Here is a 19,002-nt window from a genome sequence, read left to right on the forward strand (position 1 = left end):
GTCGATCGATCAGGCAGTCGCCGGATGGAATTTCAGGGCAAGGCCGTTCAGGCAGTAGCGCAGGCCGGTCGGCTTCGGGCCGTCGTTGAAGACGTGGCCGAGATGGCCGCCGCAGCGTCCGCAATGGACCGCGTCGCGCACCATGCCGAAAGATGTATCCCGCGTCGTGCCGACCGTGTTTTCGATCGGCGCCCAGAAGCTCGGCCAGCCCGTGCCGCTGTCGAACTTGGTGGTCGAGGAGAACGATTCCAGATCGCAACCGGCACAGGCAAAATTGCCCTTGCGCTCCTCATGCAGCAGCGCGCTGGTATTCGGCCTTTCTGTCGCCTCCTGCCGCAGGATCGCATACTGATCCGCCGTCAGCAGCTTGCGCCATTCCGCATCCGTATGGGTCACGGCAAAGGTTTCGGCGGCGAAGGATTTTTTCGCACCAAAGCCGAGGCTCAGTGCAAGTGCACCAAGGCCTGTATTCACGAGTAGATGACGTCTGCTCACCATTGCTCTTCTCCTCCATGAGACCGGTCAAGCCTGCAAGAAGCATAACACCGGCATCGGCCAAATCGGAGCGATAGTTTCCGTTGAACATATCGCTTGATAAGACATACGAGAGAAGCATCAGCTTTGTTACATACGTCACGGTAAGAACACCGAAACGTGAAAATGCAGCGCCTAAACGCGGTTCAGCGCATCAGGTACTGGATGTTGCAGCGGCCATGGACGGGCGATTTCTGGATATGGGCGCGCACACCAAAAACCCGGCCGATCAGATCCTCGGTCAGCACGTCCTCAGGCGTACCGGCGGCAACCACCTCGCCTTTCTGCAGCACGGCAAGACTGTCGCAGAACATCGCCGCCAGATTGAGGTCATGGAGGGCGACAATCGAGGTAATGCCGAGCTTTGAGACCAGCGACAGGATTTCCAGCTGATGCTGGATATCGAGATGATTGGTCGGCTCGTCCAGCAAAAGTTCACTCGGCGTCTGCGCCAGAGCCCGTGCAATATGAACACGCTGGCGCTCGCCACCGGAAAGCGTCTGCCAAAACTGTTCGGCCCGCTCCAGCATGTCGACCCGCAGCAGAGCCTCCTCGACCGCGAATTCGTCATCAGCAGTCCAGTTGGCCCAGAGACCGCGATGCGGCGTGCGGCCGAGCTTGACGACATCGAGCACGGTCAGCTGCGTATCGGTGTTCGACTGCTGCTCGACAAAGGCGACGCGACGCGCAAGTTCCGCCCGCGAGATCGATGCCACGTCGTTCTCGCCAAGCGTGATGACGCCGCTCTGCACCTTGCGCAACCGGCAGATCAGCCTGAGCAGGCTGGATTTTCCCGAACCATTCGGCCCGAGCAACCCGAGCACCCTGCCCTTTTCAACGGAAAGGCTGACGCCATTGACGATCAGCGTATTGCCGGCGGTATAGCTTACCGTGTCGACCGTGATGCTCATGCACTTCTCCGGGCGCGATAAAGAATGACCGCGAAGGCCGGTGCGCCGAACAGGGCGGTGACGACGCCGATCGGTAGGATCTGCTGCGGAATAATGATGCGGGAAATGATATCGGCCGCGACCATGAAGATCGCCCCGCCGAGCGCCGCGGCCGGCAGAAGCCGCGCATGCGACGGCCCGACGATGAAACGGGCGGCATGCGGAATGACCAGGCCGACGAAACCGATCGACCCGACCATGCTGACGACGCCCGCGGTCATCGCCGCAGTCGTCGCAAACAGCACGATCTGCACCCGGCGCACGGCAATGCCGAGCGCGGCGGCGGCATCGGTCCCGAAGGCAAAGGCATCGAGCGCCCGCACATGCGCCAGACAGACGAAAAGCCCGACAAGCGCGATCGGCACCGACAGCCAGACATCCGGCCAGCGCACGCCACTCAGCGACCCGAGCAGCCAGAACAGAACGCCGCGCGCCTGCTCCGCATTGGCCGACGTGGTGACGATATAGGAGGTTAGGGCATTAAATAGCTGCGAACCGGCAACTCCACAGAGAATGATCCGCTCGCTGGTCGCCCCCGCACCGGCCGCCAGCACACCGACCAGTAGAAAGGCAACGACCGCGCCAATGAAGGCACCACCGGACAGGGTCAGGATCCCGTAACCGAAGCCAAGGATCATCACGCAGACCGCGCCGCTCGATGCGCCGGCGGAAATGCCGAGCACATAGGGCTCCGCCAGCGGATTGCGCAGAAGTGCCTGCAGGACCGTGCCGCAGAGCGCCAGTGATGCACCGGCGCTCGCAGCCACCAGGGCGCGGCTGAGACGATAATCCCAGACAATGCCCTGATGGATGCGGCTGAGTTCGAACCCGGCTCCGAAAAGCCGGTTGGCGACCGCCTTGGCCGTCGTCGAAACGGGGATGGAGATCTCGCCGATCGACACGGCGAGACTGATCATCAGCCCGAGCGCAAGGAAGGCGGTGACGGCAAGCGCTGCCATCGTCCACCATCCGCCCCGCAGGCCGGACGGAAATTTCTGTCCGGCGGCAAGGCGGCGTCCCCTGACGGGCAGGCGGTCCATTCGGTTCACTGGGCAAGCCCGGAGGACTTGATGCCCTTGGCAAGAATCTCGATACCATCGATCGTGCGGATCGTCGGGTTCATCGACTGGGCGTCCATCATCACGAAACGCTTGTTCTTGACGGCATCGAGTTCGCGGGTGACCGGGTCATTCTCGAGGAAATCGACCTTCACCTTCGGATCGTCGGCGGCATAACGGCGCCGGTCCATCGTGGCGATGACGATCACGGCGGGGTTGGCCTGCGAGATCGTTTCCCAGCCGACCAGCGGCCATTCCTCTTCGGTCGACACGACATTTTTGGCGCCGAGCGTCTTCAGGATATAGGCGGGCGCGCTGTTCTTGCCGGCGATGAAGGCATCGCCCTTCACTTCCTTGCTGGAGAACCAGAACACGACCGGCAGATTCTTGCCGGCAGCACCCGCGACAGAGGCAACGGCATCCGCCTCGCGCTTCTTGAGCTCGGCGATCAGCGCATCACCGCGATCCTTGACGTCAAAAATGTCCGCGAGTTGGCCGATCTCCTCATAGACGAGGTTCATCGAGAACAGTTCCTTGCGCACGCCATCGCCACCATCTGTATTGACCTTGGCGACGCAATCGGTGGGCGCGATATAGGTATTGATGCCAAGACCGGAAAACTGTTCGCGCTTGCCGACAGAACCCTGTGCACCGACATGCCATTCGAATTCGGCGGCAACGAGATCCGGCTCCAGACCGGCAACGGATTCAAAGCTCGGATCATTGTCCGCCAACCGCTTGATGCGGGCATTGGCTTCGGCATATTTCGGCAGAACCGGCCCGACCCAGACCGCCGTGCCGGCGACCTTGTCGGCAAGGCCGAGCGAATAGAGCACTTCAGTCATGCCCTGACCGATCGAAACGACCTTGGCCGGTGCCTTGTCGAACGTAACCTTCTGGCCGCAATTTTCAATGGTGAGCGGATATTGTGTCGCTGCAAAAACGGGACCGGCAAGGCCGGCTAAGCCGAGCGCAAGCAGCGAAGTGGCAAGAATTTGGCGCATGGGTAGAGAACCTCCTGAAAGGGGAAAACGAGCGCCGTCCAGCCGCGTAGATGCGACGGAACCGGCGCGCAGCGGATTAGTCGCGAAAAGCCCAATCGAGAGGGAGGTGTGCCGCGTTGCGGCCAAAGGTCAGGTCGTTCATATCTGTTCCTTTCCAGGCATCCCCGCCCGGCTGATTGGATCGTGTTGTGACGGTAGGTCTCCTGGCTCGCGGATATGCGCCGATCCTCTGCCTTCCCGCGAAATTCGCAGTGGCATGGCCTGTGGTTCTCAAAACCACTTGCCCAAGGATGATCGACAATCCGCTTACAGTTGCGGGGGCAGCCCCGGTCTTGGTCCCCTTTTGGAAGGACCGCACCGTGTTCCCTGTTATTCCCCGCGAGTCGCAACCCTTGGGGAACCGTCACGGGTGACCATGGCGAAACGCGAAGGAGGCGTCAAGGTAATGATGGATGGTTGCATGCGGCGGCCGGGTATCCTTGAGTGTCAGCAGGCGATTTTTTGAAATGTAATAACGTTACGTTTCGTAGTCGAAAGCCTCGGGCCTGTCCAGCGTTTATGTCCTGCCGGACTGAACACCCCTCAATGCGCATCACATCTTCGTTGTGTTCTTGCTCAGATCGAGAAGGCTCTGCCTCAGCCGCGGCAAGGCAAAATCCATAAAGCTTCGCAGCTTCAGCGGCATCTGACCGCGCCCGACATGCACGAGACTAATCGGCAGTGGCTCCGGCTCGAACGTTTCAAGGATCAGTTGAAGCGTGCCGGCCTTGACCGCATCAGCGGCCTGATAATGCAGAAGCCGCGTCACCCCGACATGCATCAGCGCCGCACGCACCGCAGCCTCCGCCGTCGTCACAGAAAGCCGCGCCGCAACCGGCACGACCATCGGCAGCTTCGTCTGAGGATCCACAAAACGCCAGCCGGCAGAGGGGATCGGACCTTCGAACGCGATCAGCGGCATTTTCTGCAGATCCTCCGGGCTTTTCGGAGTGCCCTTCTGGGCAAGCAATTGCGGACTGGCGCAAAAGACCATGCGCATCGAACCCACGCTGGTCGCAATCATCGAACTGTCAGCCAGGCTGCCGATCCGCACAGCCATATCGACATGGTCCTCGACCAGATGAACATTCCGGTCCTGCAGCAGCAGGCGGATGCTGATCTCCGGAAATGCCGCCAGAAAATCGGCGACGACAGGCAGGACATGCAGCTGGCCGAACTGAACCGGCGCCGTAATCACCAACTCTCCCTTCGGCACCGTGAACTCGCCGGCCACCTCTCGCTCGGCTTCGTCGACCTGATCGACGATCCGCCGCGCGGCGGCAAGATAGATTGTCCCGGCATCCGTCAGGCTGAGTTTTCGCGTCGTGCGGATCAAAAGCTTGGCGCCCAGCGCCGTTTCGAGATCGGAGATTTTCCGGGCGATCGTCGTGACAGGCATGCGCAGCCGCCGGCCGGCCGCGGAAAAGCTGCCGCTATCGACGACCTCCAGAAGCACCGACATGGCTTCGAACCGATCCATTCGCTTTCCCGATTTTCGGCAAGATGATTTTCAGAAATACAATATTATCCCGAAACCCGACAAGCTGCATATTCCCATCACTAAACAGAAACGCGGGAGAGTGCCATGTCTTACGGATTTCTCGATATCGCCATAACCCCCAGCGTCAAGGCCGCGCAGGCCGAGATGGGCGCGGACTCCATCTGGGCCGATTTCAAGGGCCATCGCGAGTTCGACCGTTTCACCGAAAACGAAAAGGCCTTCATCGCCGAGCGAGACAGCTTTTACATGGCGACCGTCTCCGAAACCGGCTGGCCCTATATCCAGCACCGCGGCGGCCCGCGCGGCTTTCTGAAGGTGATCGACGAGCGGACGCTGGCCTTTGCCGATTACCGCGGCAACAGGCAGTATATCAGCACCGGCAATATCGCCGCCAATGACCGTATCAGCCTGTTCCTGATGGATTATCCGCGGCGCACCCGGCTGAAGATTTTCGCGCATGTCGAGAAACTGTCTGTCGAGGACGACCCCGCTCTGGCCGAGCTCGTTGCCGATCCCACCTACAAGGCCAAGATCGAACGCATCTTTCGCCTGCGCCTGGACGCTTTCGACTGGAATTGCCCGCAGCACATCACGCCGCGCTTCACCGAGCAGGAAGTCGTTGCGGCCATTCGCCCGATGCAGGAACGCCTGGCCCACCTTGAGGCGGAAAATGCGGAACTGCGCGCGAAACTCGCAAAACCCGCAGACTGAGGGAGTGCAGCCTAGGATGCTCTTGCGCTGATCGGCAGGCTGAGAACGGCTTCCAGCCCGCCGAGATGCGATTTTGCAAGGCTCAGCTGCCCGCCATAGGCCGAGGCGATGTCACCCGATATCGCCAGACCGAGCCCCGTCCCTGCCTCTTCGCCTGCGCCGCTGATGCCGCGCTTCAGCATCATGGCATAGCGGTCGGGCTCGGCACCAGGCCCATCGTCGCCGATACGCAAGATGATCATCTCCCCCTCTGCAAGCGCCTTGAGCTCTATCTTGCCACTGGCGAATTTCACCGCATTGTCGAGGATATTGCCCATCGCCTCGGCGACATCCGCGGGATCCGCCTGCACGGTGAGATCGGGATCGATATCGAGCGCCCAGTCTATGCCCTTGCTCTTGGTCACCGGCGACAGGACGCTCACCAGCTTTCCCGAAATCCCGAGCAAGGACGTCGTCGCCATCTGCTCGACGCCCATGCGGGCCGCCTGCAATTGCCGGTCAGCCCTCTGTCGCACAAGTTCGATCTGCTGCAGGGCGACGCTGCGCCGGTCCTGCGGCAGACCCTCCACCAGATGCGCCAGCACAGTCAGCGGCGTTTTCAGCCCATGCGCCAGATCGCTCGCCCGCGCCCGCGCCCGCTCGACGGCGCTTTCGCGCTCGGAGAGAAGAAGGTTGATTTCCTTGATCAGCGGCTTCACCTCGCTTGGCCCTTCCGACGTGATGCTGGCCGTGCGACCGGCACGCACGCCGGCCACCTCGGAGCGCAGAGCCGCGAGCGGCCGCAACCCCACCAGACCCTGAAGGAATGCGGCCAGCACCAGAAGCGCACCGGTCACAAACAGCATCATCATCAGCGGCCGCGAATAGCCGGCCAGCGCCTCCTCCATCTCGCCTTTGGAAAAAGCCGTATAGATGGTGAAATGTTTCTGGTCGCCGCCACTACCGGCGATGGACATTTCCTTGACCGAGACGAGGATCGGGTTCCCGTCAGGACCTTCGGCCTGATAGAAGCCGCAATAGAGATCCGGCAAGAATTTCTGACGGGACAATTCCTGGTCCCAGAGCGAGCGGGAGCGCAGCGGCGACTGGGCACCATCCGGAGAAACCTGCCAGTAACGGCCACCGAGCGGCATCTGAAAACGCGGATCGGTGGGTTCGCTCGCCAGCGTCAGAGTACCGGGATCGACGGTCAGCCGCGCGCCGAGCGCATCGGCGACGGCAGTCATCTCGTTGGCATACTGATCGGCCAGATAATCCTCGAACATCTCGTTCAGCACGAACCAGACGAGCAGAAGCGCGATCAGGATCGAGACCAGCGCGCCGGCGGCCAGCCGGAAGCGCAGCGATGCCGCCGTCATGGCCGTCGCTCCGACAGGACGTAACCGAAGCCGCGGCGCGTCTCGATCGCCGCACTGTCGGTCTTCTTCCGCAACCGCGCGATCATCGCCTCGACGGCATTCTTGGCCGCATCGTCATCGCGCCCCTGCACCTTGCTGGCGATCTCGGCAGGGGTCAGCACCACGCCGGGACTTTCGATGAAAAGCGAGATCATCCGGAATTCCTGCGGACTGAGATCGAGCTCCTGCCCGTCGAAGGTGACGCGGCGCGCCTGTTCGTCGAGCGTGAACCGATCGGCAGAGCGCACACGCGCCTGAACCTTGCCGGAACGCCTCAAAAGCGCCCGCAGCCGCGCGATCAACTCCTCGCTACGGAACGGTTTTGGCAGGTAATCGTCGGCGCCGGCATCAAAACCGTCGACCCGCTCCATCCATGAACCCCGCGCCGTCAGCACCAGAACCGGCGTCTCCAACCCGGCCGCCCGCCAGCGCTTCAAGATCGACAGCCCGTCCATGCCCGGCAGGCCGAGATCGAGCACGATCGCCGCATAATCGCCGATCTCGCCCTGTTCCCAGACGGCCGGCCCTTCGTTCAGAACCTCGACCAGATAACCTTCGGCCGTCAGGTTCTCCACGACATGGGTGGCGATATTGGCATCGTCCTCGGCCAGCAATATCTTCATGGCTTCACTCGCTCCCCAGAAGCGTGCCGTTCCTCGCATCCACGAAGAGGGTTCGGATCACGCCCTTATTGTCCCGCAGTTTCAACTGATAGAGATCGCGCGCCGCCGACCGGCTGAGCCGTACGTCGATCACCCGGCCGTAACGGCTGATATCGATCGATTTCAGCATCGCGCGCAGCGACATGATCTGGCCGTCGCGGACCGCATCGCGGGCGCGGTCGTAATCCATGCCGGACGACCCCGAGCCCCCCATGGCATTCGCCCCGCCCGCCTTGCCGTCGTCATGGCCATGCCCGCCGTGGTCGTCGCCTCCATCACCATCGTCACCGCCGCCATGGCCGGAATTCGATCCTCCGCCGCTGCCACCGCCGCCTCCGTCACCATCCTTCGCAAAGGCCTGAGAAAGCGGCATCGTCACGGCAAACGCGAGCGCAGCCATCAGCAATAGAAACAGGGCTTTGTGACGGGGCGAACCCATGATCACTCCGGAAAGACAGGCGCGGCGGCAAGGTCACTTTGACATGAAGAAACCGGGGCCGCAAACGGCACGAACCCCGCCGGAAAACCGGCGGAGTTCGATCTCGGCTGTGGGTGAAAATTCAGCGATGGCCGGCGCGGCGACCGCCCTTGTCATCACCGGCATGATGGGCACCGTGGCGGCCACCCTTGTCATCATTGGCGTGACGCCCACCGCGGCGACCACCCTTGTCGTCGTTGACGTCATGGTTGGGGCCATCATCGGCGCCGTTCCTGGCAAACGCCGCGGACGTGCCGGCGATCGGCGCAACCGCCTGAATGACCGGGATGGAAGCGGTGAGAGCGATGGCTGCGGTGAATGCAGCAAGAAGCTTGGTCTTCATGTCGACAATCCTCCTGTTCGGTTCGACAGGAGAGAGATTGCCACGCGCCCGCTGACAGAAGGCTGAGCCCGGCTGTCAGCATTCTGTCAGGCAGAAACGCACCTCGCTCAGGTCACCTTGAGACCGGCATATTCCTCATAGGAATCCTCGACCGTCAGGATGTGGCGGCGCATGGTTTCCGCCGCAAGCTCGCGATTACCCTGCAGGATGGCGACGAGGATGAGATCGTGTTCCTTATAGGATTTCGCCAGTCGTCCGGCGGTCAGGAACTGCGCGCGACGGAAAGGCGAAAGCCGTCGCCTTGTCGCGAGGGTGATTTCGACCAGATAGGCATTCTGGCTGCCGGCATAGATCGCCGCATGAAACTTCTCGTTGAGTACGTGATAATGGCTCGGATCATTTTCCTTGAGGATCTGCGCCAGCCCCTCGTGGATAGTCTCCAGCTTGCGCCGTTCCGAAAGGCTCATATGCGCGGCAGCAAGACTTGCACAGAGCGCTTCCAGCTCCGCCATGACCTGGAACATCTGCCGCAAATGCTCGGGCGACGGACGTGTCACGATGGCACTGCGATGCGGCCGGGTTTCGACCAGCCCCATGGCGGCGAGATCGCGAATCGCTTCCCGCAAGGGCGTGCGCGAAACGCCGTAACTTGCGGCAATCTCGGTTTCATCGAGCGGCATTCCGGGCGACAGCTTGCCGTCGACGATATCGTCGGCGAGCTTCGCACGCACCTCTTCCGCACGCGTCAGCTTGCGCCGCGATCCGGCTTCCTTGGCGGGAGAGGTATCATCGACAGCCGTGGGGCTTTTCTTCATTATTGCATCCAAAGGGGCCATCTTCCTTCGAGTATTCTTACGTCGGACTTGTCATCTTGCGCAACACGCCTCGACCATCGCGTGTAACGGCTGCGCCATCTGTCGGTGAAACTGCAATTCCCGCCATATATCTCCAGCGCAGGAGAAGGCAGCAGGCGACGCTCACAATGCCGGCTAGAATGCCGAACCAGACCCCGACGACGCCAAGATCGAGCCAGAGGGCAAGGACAATCGCGGTCGGCACGCCGACCAGCCAATAACCGCAGAGACCGACGATCATCGGCACCCGCGTATCCTTCAGGCCGCGCAAAGCGCCGTTCGCGGCCGATTGAATGCCGTCGAACACCAGAAAGCCCGCAAGGATCAGGATCAGTTTTTGCGACAATGGCTGGATGACGGAAAGATCGGCCGTATCGGCGCCAAGGAGCAGGTGGATGATCTGTTCCGAAGCCAGGAAGAAGAGGACACCGAAAAACGCCATCAGGCCGGCAGCCGTCATCAGCGAGAGATTGCCGGCAAGCCTCGCCGCCACGGGCCGGCCGGCACCGAGATGATAAGCGACACGCACGGTCGTTGCCTGGCCGATGGCGACGATAGGGTTGAAGGCAATATTGTTAAGCGTATAGGCGATCTGGTTGGCGATGATCGCGATGGTTCCGAGACCGCTGGTGATCAGCGTCAGAATCAGGGTCATGCCAAGTTCCGCCGCATAGATGAGCGCAATCGGCCAGCCGATCTTCCACACGTCTTTCAGCGCCTGCGGCGCGTTCCGCAGGGCATTGCGGAAGGTCGAGACAGGCAGATGTCCCGTGGCAAGCGAATAGACGGTCAATCCGGCCGCAATCAGCCACCAGGCCATGGCATAGGCAATACCAGCGCCGATCAGCCCATGTCCGGCAAAACCGAAGCCCCCGAATGTCAGAATGGAAAGCGCCGGCACATAAAACAGCGCACCGATCGCGACCGACGCCATTGTCAGCCAGGATTTTCCGGAAACGGAGAAATAGAGACGGATCGGCAAGATCCAGAGGATTGCCGGCACGGCAAAGGCTGCCATGGCGATGAATTCGTCCACATCGCGCAGGATATCCGCGCTGACGCCGAAGGGCCGAAGAACGGCCGGAAGGTTGAGAAGAATGGCAACCGAGATGAGCGACAGGACGAGGCTTGCCAGAACGGCACCGCCAAAGGCATAGGCCGCCCCATCGCCACCCTGCCCCTCCGCCTCGCTCTTGCCCTTCGCGGCCGCCATCAGCGGATGCGCACCCGCGATCACGCCCTGCGAAACGACGACAAGCACCTGAATGAAGACCGCGCAGAGGCCGCTTGCCGCAAGCGCGGAGCCGCTGAGGCGCCCGAGCAGGACGCTCGCCGCAAGGCTCATCACCAGCTGGCTCGCCTGCGCAACTGCAAGCGGAGCCGCGATGCCCGCAAGAGACCGCAGCTCGCTTCGTGTTTCTTGGGTCATGCCTCGGTGATCAGGCAGCAGCAGCGGCAGCCTGCGCAGCGAAGGCATCGATCACCTCCTGCGCATTGCGGCGGGCACCGGCCTGCAGATATTCCATCGCCACCAGCGAAGCGTCATGCGCAGCCTGGCCGGAGCCGGAAACGCAATCCTCGATGACGCGGCAGTAATAATCGCCCTGATGCGCATCGGCGAAGCTGTAATGGATGCAGACATCGGTGAAGCCGCCGACGAAGAACAGCGTCTCGGCCTTCACGGCCTTGAGCAGGATTTCCATCTCGGTACCGTAGAAAACCGAATAACGGCGCTTGGTGATGCGCAGGTCATCCGGCGTCATTTCCATTTCCTCGATCGGGAAAGGTGTGCCCGGCGAGCTCTCGAGGCAATGGATGCTTTCCGAACCATCCAGCTCGCGGCCGAAATCGATCAGGCTGTCGCGATGCGCTTCCTGCACGAAGATGACCGGGATGCCGGCCTTGCGGGCGGCATCGACAACCGACTTCGCACGCCAGTTGCGCTCGATGTGATCGCCCATGAATTCCAGACGCGACGTCGTCGGCCGCGGCATGAAGCCCGACTTCTGAATATCGACGACGATCAGGGCGGGGCGCCCGACGATCATGGGCTTCGGGACGATCGGATTTCCAGACATCAGCTTCACTCGCTTGCGTTTGATAGAGACTGGCACCCTTTCCTGGCCCGAAAATTCAGTCAGGAGGGGCGCTTTCCGGCGCGATTATACACGCCGAAATTCAGTATGCAATATTGCATACAATGAGCTTATTATTTGTGCATATGCCTATTTTCCCTCAAAATTAATGGGATTTTTAGAGCGCACGAAAGCTAGCAAAATGAGATTATAAATATGATTTTATTGCATTTTTTCTGACTGGCACGCCCGTTGCATAGACCTAGACCATCCAATCAAGGGGACAGTTAGGAGAACACAGCATGGCATCCAGAAAGCCTTCTTCACCTTCCAGCCAGGACATGAACACAGCGATTTCGCGCCGAACGGTCCTGAAGGCCGCCGGCGGCCTTGCCGCGGCAGCGACATTTGTTTCCGCACCCTTCGTGCGCCCCTCCTACGCAGCCACCACCCTCCGCGTTTCGAACTTCGGCGGCTTCTTCGAGCAGGCTTTTGCAAAGGACGTCTACCCGGCCTTCACCAAGAAGACCGGCATTGCCGTCCAGTCGATCCCGCAGTCGGGTAGCGCCCAGTTCCTCGTCCAGCTCGGCCAGGCGATCCAGGCAGGATCCGCCCCGATGGACGTCTGCTGCGCCGGTCAGGCCGACGTCATCCGTGGCCGCCAGCGTGGCCTCTGGGCAACCATCGACAAATCCAAGCTGAAGAATGTCGGCAACCTGATGAACGGTTTCGTTTATGAAGACGGCGGCAAGGTCGATGGCGTCGGCGCCATGGCCTGGTACATTACCCTGATTGCCAACCCATCCGAATTCGAAAAGCTGCCGGACAGCTGGACCGAACTGTGGAAGCCGCGTGCTTCGGCCTGGGGCTTGCAGGGCGGCGGCACCAGCGTGTTGCTCGACATCGTCGCCTCCGTCTATTTCGGCGGCCCGTCCGTGCTCGATACCGAAGCCGGTATCGACAAGGTCATCGCCAAGATCGGCGAGCTGAAGCCTAACACGAAGCTGTGGTGGACCGATGAAGGCTCGATGCAGAGCGCCTACCAGAATGACGAAGTCGTCGGCGGCATGTATTTCCACGACGTCTCGATGATCATGAAGAAGGAAGGCACCGACGTCGCTTCGATCTTCCCGAAGGAAGGTGCGGTTCTCGGCTACAACGCCTGGTGCGTGCCGAAGGTCGGCGAAGTCAGCGAAGCCGCGATCGCCTTCCTCGACTGGAGCGCCACGCCGGAATGCCATGAGCTGATCGCCCGCAATGTCGGCGCAGCACCGCTGATCGACAAGTCGAAGCTCAACCTGACCGAAGACGAGTTCAACGCCGTCTCCGGCACCGGCAAGCCGATCGTCGTCGCCTCCGCCGCCAAGGTGAAACACGCCGACTACATTTCTGCGCAGATGCTGAAGATGCTCGGTCAGTAAGTCGGGACGAAAACATGCAAGGCCTGGAAATTTCAAACCTCACGAAGTCCTTCGGCGCAAACACGGTCGTCTCCGACGTCTCGCTTGCGATCGAACAGGGCAAGTTCGTCTGCTTCCTCGGCCCGTCCGGCTGCGGCAAGACGACCCTGATGCGCATTATCGCCGGTCTGGAGCAACCGACCAGTGGCAAGGTGCGCCTCGACGGTCGCGACATAACCCGCGTCCCGACCAACGAGCGCAACTTCGGAATGGTGTTCCAGGCCCTTGCTCTGTTTCCACATCTCGATGTGGCCGGCAATATCGGCTACAGCCTTCGCTATCGCACGATGGCGAAGCACCATAAGCAGGAACGGATCGACGAGCTCTTGAAGCTTGTCGATCTGCCCGGCATGCAGTCGCGCCGGGTCGACCAGCTTTCCGGCGGCCAGCGGCAGCGCGTCGCGATCGCCCGCGCTTTGGCGCAGGAGCCGCTTCTCTTCCTGATGGACGAACCGCTCTCCGCACTCGACGCCAAACTGCGCGACCATATGCAGGTCGAACTGCGCCAGTTGCAGCAGAAGCTGAAGATCACCACCATTTTCGTCACCCACGACCAGCGCGAGGCGATGACCATTGCCGACCAGATCGTCATCATGGCGCATGGCAAGGTGCAGCAGGTCGGCAGCCCGGTCGAGATCTACCGCAAGCCGGTCAACCGCTTCGTCGCCGACTTTATCGGCCAGAGCAATCTCGCCGAAGGCACTTTGGTCGACCGCGAGCATGTGCGGATCGGCGAAAACACCGTCGTCACCAGCCCTGCCCCCTCCCGCTTCAATCCCGGCGACACGGTCACGATCTGCGCCCGCCCGGAAAGCACGCTTCTCTCGCGCCCTGAAGCAGGCGGCACAGCACCCACCGCGACCGTCACTTTCGTGCGCGACCTCGGTTCCAGCGTCGAAGTCTTTCTCGACAGGAACGGCCGGCAGGTCGTCGCCTCGCTTGCCCCTTCCGCCTGGGCCGAACTCGAAGGCGCAAAAGAATTCGCCATCTCCTTCGCACCGGGTTCGGTGACCGTGTTGGAGGACTGACCATGTCGCTCGCCTCAGAACAAGACGGCATCAACCGGCAGCGGCTTTCCATCGCCTCCGGACTCGCCTGGCCCTTTTTCATGATCGTCGCCTTTTTCGGCGTGCCTTTCGTGCTTCTTCTGCGCGTCAGCGTCGCCCGCCTCGATCCGGCCTATTACCAGGGCAGCGGCTGGTCGCTCGACGCATTGGCAAGCCTCTTTCAGCCTATGGTGCTGAACGGCCTCACCTTCTCGCTCTGGCTGGCGCTGACGGTCGCGACGCTCAGCATGATCGTCGCTTTTCCGGCGACCTATTTCATCACCCGGATGAGCCGTAAGGCGCAGGTTCTCTGGCTGATCGGCCTTCTGACGACGCTGGCGCTGTCGGAAGTGCTGATCACCTTCTCCTGGCAGATCATCCTCTCGAAACGGGTCGGCATTTCGAATGTCGCCGTCTTCCTCGGCCTTCTCGACAAGCCGGTCTCGCTGACCCCGAGCTTTTCCGGCGTCGTCAGCTGCCTGATCTATGTCGTCATCCCCTTCAACGTGATGACGATCTATCCCGGCCTGTCGCGCATGGATTCTTCCTACATGGAAGCCGCCTCCACCATGGGCGCCACCCCGATGCGGGCCTTTTTCAACGTGCTCCTGCCGCTGATGCGCAAGCCGATCGCAACCGCTTACCTCACGACCGTGGTGATGACGATCGGGGCCTATGTCGCGCCGCTCGTGCTCGGCGGCCCCGCCAACTGGACGATCGGCGTCATCATCAGCGAGGTCGCCAATTCCGCCCAGAACCTGCCGCAGGCCGCCGCCATCGCCGTTCTGCTGATGGTCGTCACCGGCGCGATGATCCTGATCATCAACAAGGTCGGCGGCAAGGGATATACGTCATGAGCCGGTTCATCCAGAAAACCCTGCGCCAGATCTTCCTCGTCTGCCTTGCCTTTTTCCTGGCGGCACCCCTGATCATCGTCGCCGGCGTCAGCTTCAACAGCACGGCGCAGATGACCTTCCCGCCCCAGAATATCAGCCTGCGCTGGTATTTTACCTTCATGAACGATCCGGCCTGGACCTCGGCCTTCCTGCGCTCGGTCGGCATCGCCATCGCCTCGTCGTTGCTGACGATCAGCGTCGCCTTCCCGATCGCCTATATCCAGTGGAAGACCAATTCGCGCTTTGCCAAAATCCTGGCGGGCATGGCGGGCGTCCCCTTCATCCTGCCGCCGGTCGTCATCGCCGTCCTGTTCCTGCTGTTCTGGGGCACGGTCAAGCATGTCGGCCAGATCGAGAATATCGTCATAAGCCATGCCGTCACCTTCATCGCCGTGCCGCTGGTGATGATCTCGCTCGGCTTTTCCGGCATCGACAAATCACTGGTCGAAGCAGCCCGCACGATGGGCGCCCGCGACAACGACATTCTTCGAACCGTCGCGATCCCGATGGTCCTGCCCTTCGTCGTGTCGAGCTTCATCTTCGTCGCGATCTTCAGCCTCAACGAATATGTCATCGCCTTCATGGTGGCCGGCTTCACCGCCGAAACCATGCCGGTCAAAATCTTTTCCAGCATGCGAACCGGCTTTTCGCCCACCATGTGCGTCGGCGCCGTGTTCTTCATGCTGATCGGCCTTTTCGGCTTCATCACCGTTGCCCGCCTGGGCAATCTTCCGAAACTTCTCGGTGCGCGTTTTTAAACAGGAGCATTCCATGCCAAAGAAGCAGAACCCCATGATCGTCGGCCAGCCGGTCCTGATCGTCGTCGACATCCAGAAGGTCGGTTTTGACGATGACGGCACGATCCCGCTGATGCCGGGCATGGTCGAGCGCATGCGCAAGGCCCGGACCGTGATCGATGCTGCCCGCGAAGGCGGCGTGCCGATCATCTTCCTGCAGGAAAGCCACCGCAAGAGCGGTGTCGATTACGGCCGCGAGATGGATGGTGACGAGGACATGCACCTGCGCGAAGACTGGCCGGGCACGGCGATCGCCGCCGAGGAAGTCGGCCTGCGCGACGACGATTATACGATCGTCAAGCGCCGCTATTCCGGCTTCATCGGCACCGACCTCTCCATTCTCCTGCGCGGCCTGAAGGCCGAGACCCTGATCCTCGTCGGCGGCCTCACCAATATCTGCGTGCATTACACTTTTGCCGACGGCCACCAGTCGGATTACCATTGCCGCGTCGTCGAGGACTGCGTCGCCGGCTCCTCGATCGAGGCGCATGACGCAGCCTTGAACAACATGGAATATCTGCAGCACGGCGCCCGCCGCACGGCCGCCGAAATAAACGAGGCGTTCCTCGCCTTCAAACAGGGCAAGGCCGCCTGATATGGCAGAACATGTGACACAGGATCGCCTGAAGGCGGAAACCCGCCGCATCTGGTCCACGCTTGCCGCCGAAATCGAAGGCCTGTTTGCCGAAATGTGGAAAGTGCCGGAACTGCCGGCACTGGAATACAAATCGCAAAAGATCCTCTGCGATTTCATCGAGCGCCACGGTTTTACCGTCGAGCGCGGTGTCGGCGGCGTGCCGACCTCCTTCCTCGCCCGCATCACCAATGGTGATGGTGCCGGCCCAAAGGTGGGCATCCTGATCGAGTATGATGCCCTGCCGAGCCTTTATAACGACGCGGTTCCCTATCGCCAGGGCAACCGCCGCAAGCCCGGCCATGGCTGCGGCCACAACCATATCGGCCCGGCCAATACCGGCGCCGGCATTGCGGCCGCCAAGGCGATGATCGAGCTTGGCCTTGCCGGCGAGATCGCCATCGTCGGTTGCCCGGCCGAAGAGATCGGCTGGGGCAAGCTGGCGCTGCAGGCCAACGGTGTCTTCGACGGCCTCGACCTCGTGCTGACCTCGCATGGCGACTACCAGAACGGCTCGCTGGCAAGGCCCTGCCATGCGATGGCAAGCGGCGAGTTCAAGTTCATCGGCGAAAGCGCCCATGGCGGCAAGACCGCCACCCGCAACGCCCTCCTCGCCGCCGAAGCCGCCTACGCGGAATTCGACCGCCTGCGTCAGGACGTACCCGGCCTGCAGCTCAAACACGTCTACCGTTTCGCCGGCATCACCCCCGGCGTGACGCCCGAAGAAGTGCGCCTCTGGTCCTCCGTCCGGCACCATGATTTCGACATGGTGGAGGTCGGCTACAAACTGATGCTGGACACCTATAGCCGCATCGCCGCCGAACAGGGCGTCGAACTGGTGGCCGAACAGATCGCCAATTGCCGCGGTTATCTCGGCAATGACACGGTCGGCCGCGTGCTCGACACCTGCCTGCGCGAAATCGGTCCGCCCCGCTGGACCGACGAAGACATCGCCTGGATGGAAGAACTTTCCGCCGCTTGCGACCCCGGCAAACCGTTCAAGCTGCATCGCGAACTCGAATATTTCGACACCGGCATCGATTATTACGGCCAGGACGATGGCGATATCAGCTGGCATATTCCGCTCGGCCGGGTGAACTGGGCCTATCCGGACAATGTGCCGATCCACCACTGGGCATGGACGGCGCTGTCGGGTCATTCCTCCAGCAGCCCCGGCCCGCTGATGGCATCGGAAGCGCTGGCCATGGGTGCGATCGCGCTCCTCTCCTCACCGGAAACGGTCGCTGCCGCCAAGGCGGAACTGACGACCCGCACCGGCGGCAAAAAAATCCCCGACCCGGCACCGACGATTTCGGACGTGCTGGCGACGGACCCGCAATCCTTCTGGGATGCGACCTGGGCGCGCTGAGCGCCCGGTCACCAAAATATAAAGGGAGGAACAACGATGATGAGCATGCTGGACGATTTCCGGATATTCGAACCCTATCCGGGCATTTTCGCCTATTATGACGGCCGTATCGCCGGCAAGCGCCTGTATTCCGAAGGCCCGAACTGGCTGGACGACGGCGCTTTCAGCCTCGGCATCGCCTCTTTCGCGATCGTCGATGGCGGCGAGGCGCTGGTCTATGACACCCATATCAGCCTTGACCACGCCCGCGCCATCCGCGCCCATCTGGAAGGTCTGGGCGTGACGAAGATCACTGTCATCCTCAGCCATTTCCACAACGACCATATCGCCGGTAACGAGGTGTTTGCCGATTGCGAGATCATCGCCAACAGCAAGACCGAAAAACTTCTCGAAGCGGAAAAGCCGCGGATCGCGACCCGATTGCCGAAAATCGATCCGGTGATCATGCCGAACAGCCTGTTCGACGGCTATCGGACGATCACGGTCGGCAACCGCACCGTCGAACTGCACGAGTTCGACATTCACAGCCCCGACGCGACGGTCCTGTGGCTACCGCACGAACGCATCTTGTTTGCCGGCGACACGCTGGAAGACACCGTCACCTACATGACGGATGCCGCCGCCCTGCAAAAACACATTCTGGAACTGAACCGGCTCGCAACCTTCCCGATCGCAAAAATCCTGCCCTGCCATGGCGACCCGGACCGGATTGCCGCGGGCGGCTACGAGCCCTCCTTCATCGACGCGACGATCCGCTATGTCGAGGCGATGAACGAGGACGTGGCCGAGCCGGAAATCTGGACCATGCCGCTGCCGGAAGCGGTGAGCGAGGATGTGGAGAGCGGCGCGCTGATCTACATCCCCGCCTACGAGGAGGTGCACGCCTCCAATATCGCGCTGTTGAAAGCCTTTCGAAGCAAGGCGTGACCTGAACCGATTTCAAAATCGATCACCATCCAGTCGCCCCGAAAAGCCATTTCGGGGCGATTTTTCTTTTCCGGGACTATCTGAAGACCTTGATAGTGAGGCTTCGCATCGAGTCCGAGACCGTGCCAACAGCCGATCTCCCCCCTTGTGGGGGAGATGCCCGGCAGGGCAGAGGGGGGCACCGGCCTAACCTTTGAATCTGCTGAACTGTTGCTCACCCCTCTCTGTCAGCTTTCGCTGACATCTCCCCCACAAGGGGGGAGATTA

General features: G+C 61.4%; 20 protein-coding genes and 1 riboswitch. Of the genes, 8 read left to right on the top strand and 12 right to left on the bottom strand.

Annotated features, from left to right (window positions below):
• Positions 1-9: 9 nt before the first annotated feature.
• The 5 genes from msrB to FHW37_RS21260 all read right to left on the bottom strand — a co-directional run bounded on the left by msrB (position 10) and on the right by FHW37_RS21260 (position 5,065).
• Positions 10-498, bottom strand: a complete 489-nt coding sequence (gene msrB / locus FHW37_RS21240; RefSeq protein ID WP_145639995.1) for a peptide-methionine (R)-S-oxide reductase MsrB — start codon at positions 496-498, stop codon at positions 10-12.
• A gap of 182 nt (positions 499-680) precedes the next feature.
• Positions 681-1,445: an ABC transporter ATP-binding protein gene (locus tag FHW37_RS21245; RefSeq protein WP_145639997.1), complete on the bottom strand. Its 765-nt coding sequence runs from the start codon at positions 1,443-1,445 to the stop codon at positions 681-683.
• On the bottom strand, positions 1,442-2,443 hold the full coding sequence (locus tag FHW37_RS21250) for a FecCD family ABC transporter permease (RefSeq protein ID WP_246690868.1): 1,002 nt from the start codon (positions 2,441-2,443) through the stop codon (positions 1,442-1,444). Before FHW37_RS21250 ends, FHW37_RS21245 begins: the two co-directional genes overlap by 4 nt.
• An 86-nt stretch (positions 2,444-2,529) precedes the next feature.
• Positions 2,530-3,546, bottom strand: a complete 1,017-nt coding sequence (locus FHW37_RS21255; protein WP_145640000.1) for an ABC transporter substrate-binding protein — start codon at positions 3,544-3,546, stop codon at positions 2,530-2,532.
• A gap of 176 nt (positions 3,547-3,722) precedes the next feature.
• A riboswitch (cobalamin riboswitch) is annotated at positions 3,723-3,966 on the bottom strand.
• A 172-nt stretch (positions 3,967-4,138) separates the two neighbouring features.
• A complete protein-coding gene (locus FHW37_RS21260) occupies positions 4,139-5,065 on the bottom strand; it encodes a LysR family transcriptional regulator (protein ID WP_145640002.1) in 927 nt (308 codons plus the stop codon).
• A 105-nt stretch (positions 5,066-5,170) separates the two neighbouring features.
• On the opposite strand from FHW37_RS21260, the gene FHW37_RS21265 reads away from it, so the two are divergent.
• On the top strand, positions 5,171-5,797 hold the full coding sequence (locus FHW37_RS21265; protein ID WP_145640003.1) for a pyridoxamine 5'-phosphate oxidase family protein: 627 nt from the start codon (positions 5,171-5,173) through the stop codon (positions 5,795-5,797).
• Positions 5,798-5,808: 11 nt separating this feature from the next.
• Here the strand turns inward: FHW37_RS21265 and FHW37_RS21270 are convergent, their stop codons facing one another.
• The 7 genes from FHW37_RS21270 to FHW37_RS21300 all read right to left on the bottom strand — a co-directional run bounded on the left by FHW37_RS21270 (position 5,809) and on the right by FHW37_RS21300 (position 11,609).
• Complete coding sequence (locus FHW37_RS21270; protein ID WP_145640005.1) at positions 5,809-7,155, bottom strand: ATP-binding protein; 1,347 nt, start codon at positions 7,153-7,155, stop codon at positions 5,809-5,811.
• Positions 7,152-7,817, bottom strand: coding sequence for a response regulator transcription factor (locus tag FHW37_RS21275; RefSeq protein ID WP_145640006.1), 666 nt, complete (start codon positions 7,815-7,817; stop codon positions 7,152-7,154). The genes FHW37_RS21270 and FHW37_RS21275 overlap by 4 nt, the downstream gene beginning before the upstream one ends.
• A 4-nt stretch (positions 7,818-7,821) precedes the next feature.
• The gene (locus FHW37_RS21280) at positions 7,822-8,295 is read right to left on the bottom strand and encodes a PepSY domain-containing protein (protein WP_145640008.1); all 474 of its coding nucleotides are present in this window, start codon (positions 8,293-8,295) and stop codon (positions 7,822-7,824) included.
• Between the two features lie 121 nt (positions 8,296-8,416).
• On the bottom strand, positions 8,417-8,677 hold the full coding sequence (locus tag FHW37_RS21285; protein WP_145640010.1) for a hypothetical protein: 261 nt from the start codon (positions 8,675-8,677) through the stop codon (positions 8,417-8,419).
• A gap of 107 nt (positions 8,678-8,784) precedes the next feature.
• Positions 8,785-9,492 carry a GntR family transcriptional regulator gene (locus FHW37_RS21290; RefSeq protein ID WP_145640012.1) on the bottom strand — a complete coding sequence of 236 codons (708 nt, stop codon included), beginning with the start codon at positions 9,490-9,492 and terminating at the stop codon, positions 8,785-8,787.
• 37 nt (positions 9,493-9,529) lie between these two features.
• Positions 9,530-11,008, bottom strand: a complete 1,479-nt coding sequence (locus FHW37_RS21295; protein ID WP_145640013.1) for an MATE family efflux transporter — start codon at positions 11,006-11,008, stop codon at positions 9,530-9,532.
• The gene (locus FHW37_RS21300; RefSeq protein WP_246690852.1) at positions 10,971-11,609 is read right to left on the bottom strand and encodes a cysteine hydrolase family protein; all 639 of its coding nucleotides are present in this window, start codon (positions 11,607-11,609) and stop codon (positions 10,971-10,973) included. The genes FHW37_RS21295 and FHW37_RS21300 overlap by 38 nt, the downstream gene beginning before the upstream one ends.
• A 299-nt stretch (positions 11,610-11,908) precedes the next feature.
• Between FHW37_RS21300 and FHW37_RS21305 the strand changes: the two genes are divergently transcribed.
• From FHW37_RS21305 to FHW37_RS21335, 7 genes are read left to right on the top strand one after another with little or no spacing between them, the layout of a single operon-like run.
• Positions 11,909-13,027: an ABC transporter substrate-binding protein gene (locus FHW37_RS21305; RefSeq protein ID WP_145640014.1), complete on the top strand. Its 1,119-nt coding sequence runs from the start codon at positions 11,909-11,911 to the stop codon at positions 13,025-13,027.
• 14 nt (positions 13,028-13,041) lie between these two features.
• Positions 13,042-14,094: an ABC transporter ATP-binding protein gene (locus FHW37_RS21310; RefSeq protein ID WP_145640016.1), complete on the top strand. Its 1,053-nt coding sequence runs from the start codon at positions 13,042-13,044 to the stop codon at positions 14,092-14,094.
• Positions 14,095-14,096: 2 nt separating this feature from the next.
• The gene (locus FHW37_RS21315) at positions 14,097-14,969 is read left to right on the top strand and encodes an ABC transporter permease (protein ID WP_145640017.1); all 873 of its coding nucleotides are present in this window, start codon (positions 14,097-14,099) and stop codon (positions 14,967-14,969) included.
• Positions 14,966-15,766, top strand: coding sequence for an ABC transporter permease (locus FHW37_RS21320; RefSeq protein WP_145640019.1), 801 nt, complete (start codon positions 14,966-14,968; stop codon positions 15,764-15,766). The genes FHW37_RS21315 and FHW37_RS21320 overlap by 4 nt, the downstream gene beginning before the upstream one ends.
• A 13-nt stretch (positions 15,767-15,779) precedes the next feature.
• Positions 15,780-16,400, top strand: coding sequence for a cysteine hydrolase family protein (locus FHW37_RS21325; RefSeq protein WP_145640020.1), 621 nt, complete (start codon positions 15,780-15,782; stop codon positions 16,398-16,400).
• A 1-nt stretch (position 16,401) separates the two neighbouring features.
• Positions 16,402-17,808, top strand: a complete 1,407-nt coding sequence (locus tag FHW37_RS21330; protein ID WP_145640022.1) for an amidohydrolase — start codon at positions 16,402-16,404, stop codon at positions 17,806-17,808.
• Between the two features lie 36 nt (positions 17,809-17,844).
• Positions 17,845-18,735 carry an MBL fold metallo-hydrolase gene (locus FHW37_RS21335; protein WP_145640024.1) on the top strand — a complete coding sequence of 297 codons (891 nt, stop codon included), beginning with the start codon at positions 17,845-17,847 and terminating at the stop codon, positions 18,733-18,735.
• Positions 18,736-19,002 lie beyond the last annotated feature (267 nt).

It is taken from the genome of Neorhizobium alkalisoli (assembly GCF_007829835.1).
In the GTDB taxonomy this organism is placed as follows: Bacteria; Pseudomonadota; Alphaproteobacteria; order Rhizobiales; family Rhizobiaceae; genus Neorhizobium.

What these genes read in the sequence shown, in the direction of transcription:
- msrB (WP_145639995.1), bottom strand. Translation starts at nt 498, where the DNA reads ATGGTGAGCAGACGTCATCTACTCGTGAATACAGGCCTTGGTGCACTT.
- FHW37_RS21245 (WP_145639997.1), bottom strand. Translation starts at nt 1,445, where the DNA reads ATGAGCATCACGGTCGACACGGTAAGCTATACCGCCGGCAATACGCTG.
- FHW37_RS21250 (WP_246690868.1), bottom strand. Translation starts at nt 2,443, where the DNA reads ATGGCAGCGCTTGCCGTCACCGCCTTCCTTGCGCTCGGGCTGATGATC.
- FHW37_RS21255 (WP_145640000.1), bottom strand. Translation starts at nt 3,546, where the DNA reads ATGCGCCAAATTCTTGCCACTTCGCTGCTTGCGCTCGGCTTAGCCGGC.
- FHW37_RS21260 (WP_145640002.1), bottom strand. Translation starts at nt 5,065, where the DNA reads ATGGATCGGTTCGAAGCCATGTCGGTGCTTCTGGAGGTCGTCGATAGC.
- FHW37_RS21265 (WP_145640003.1), top strand. Translation starts at nt 5,171, where the DNA reads ATGTCTTACGGATTTCTCGATATCGCCATAACCCCCAGCGTCAAGGCC.
- FHW37_RS21270 (WP_145640005.1), bottom strand. Translation starts at nt 7,155, where the DNA reads ATGACGGCGGCATCGCTGCGCTTCCGGCTGGCCGCCGGCGCGCTGGTC.
- FHW37_RS21275 (WP_145640006.1), bottom strand. Translation starts at nt 7,817, where the DNA reads ATGAAGATATTGCTGGCCGAGGACGATGCCAATATCGCCACCCATGTC.
- FHW37_RS21280 (WP_145640008.1), bottom strand. Translation starts at nt 8,295, where the DNA reads ATGGGTTCGCCCCGTCACAAAGCCCTGTTTCTATTGCTGATGGCTGCG.
- FHW37_RS21285 (WP_145640010.1), bottom strand. Translation starts at nt 8,677, where the DNA reads ATGAAGACCAAGCTTCTTGCTGCATTCACCGCAGCCATCGCTCTCACC.
- FHW37_RS21290 (WP_145640012.1), bottom strand. Translation starts at nt 9,492, where the DNA reads ATGAAGAAAAGCCCCACGGCTGTCGATGATACCTCTCCCGCCAAGGAA.
- FHW37_RS21295 (WP_145640013.1), bottom strand. Translation starts at nt 11,008, where the DNA reads ATGCCTTCGCTGCGCAGGCTGCCGCTGCTGCTGCCTGATCACCGAGGC.
- FHW37_RS21300 (WP_246690852.1), bottom strand. Translation starts at nt 11,609, where the DNA reads ATGTCTGGAAATCCGATCGTCCCGAAGCCCATGATCGTCGGGCGCCCC.
- FHW37_RS21305 (WP_145640014.1), top strand. Translation starts at nt 11,909, where the DNA reads ATGGCATCCAGAAAGCCTTCTTCACCTTCCAGCCAGGACATGAACACA.
- FHW37_RS21310 (WP_145640016.1), top strand. Translation starts at nt 13,042, where the DNA reads ATGCAAGGCCTGGAAATTTCAAACCTCACGAAGTCCTTCGGCGCAAAC.
- FHW37_RS21315 (WP_145640017.1), top strand. Translation starts at nt 14,097, where the DNA reads ATGTCGCTCGCCTCAGAACAAGACGGCATCAACCGGCAGCGGCTTTCC.
- FHW37_RS21320 (WP_145640019.1), top strand. Translation starts at nt 14,966, where the DNA reads ATGAGCCGGTTCATCCAGAAAACCCTGCGCCAGATCTTCCTCGTCTGC.
- FHW37_RS21325 (WP_145640020.1), top strand. Translation starts at nt 15,780, where the DNA reads ATGCCAAAGAAGCAGAACCCCATGATCGTCGGCCAGCCGGTCCTGATC.
- FHW37_RS21330 (WP_145640022.1), top strand. Translation starts at nt 16,402, where the DNA reads ATGGCAGAACATGTGACACAGGATCGCCTGAAGGCGGAAACCCGCCGC.
- FHW37_RS21335 (WP_145640024.1), top strand. Translation starts at nt 17,845, where the DNA reads ATGATGAGCATGCTGGACGATTTCCGGATATTCGAACCCTATCCGGGC.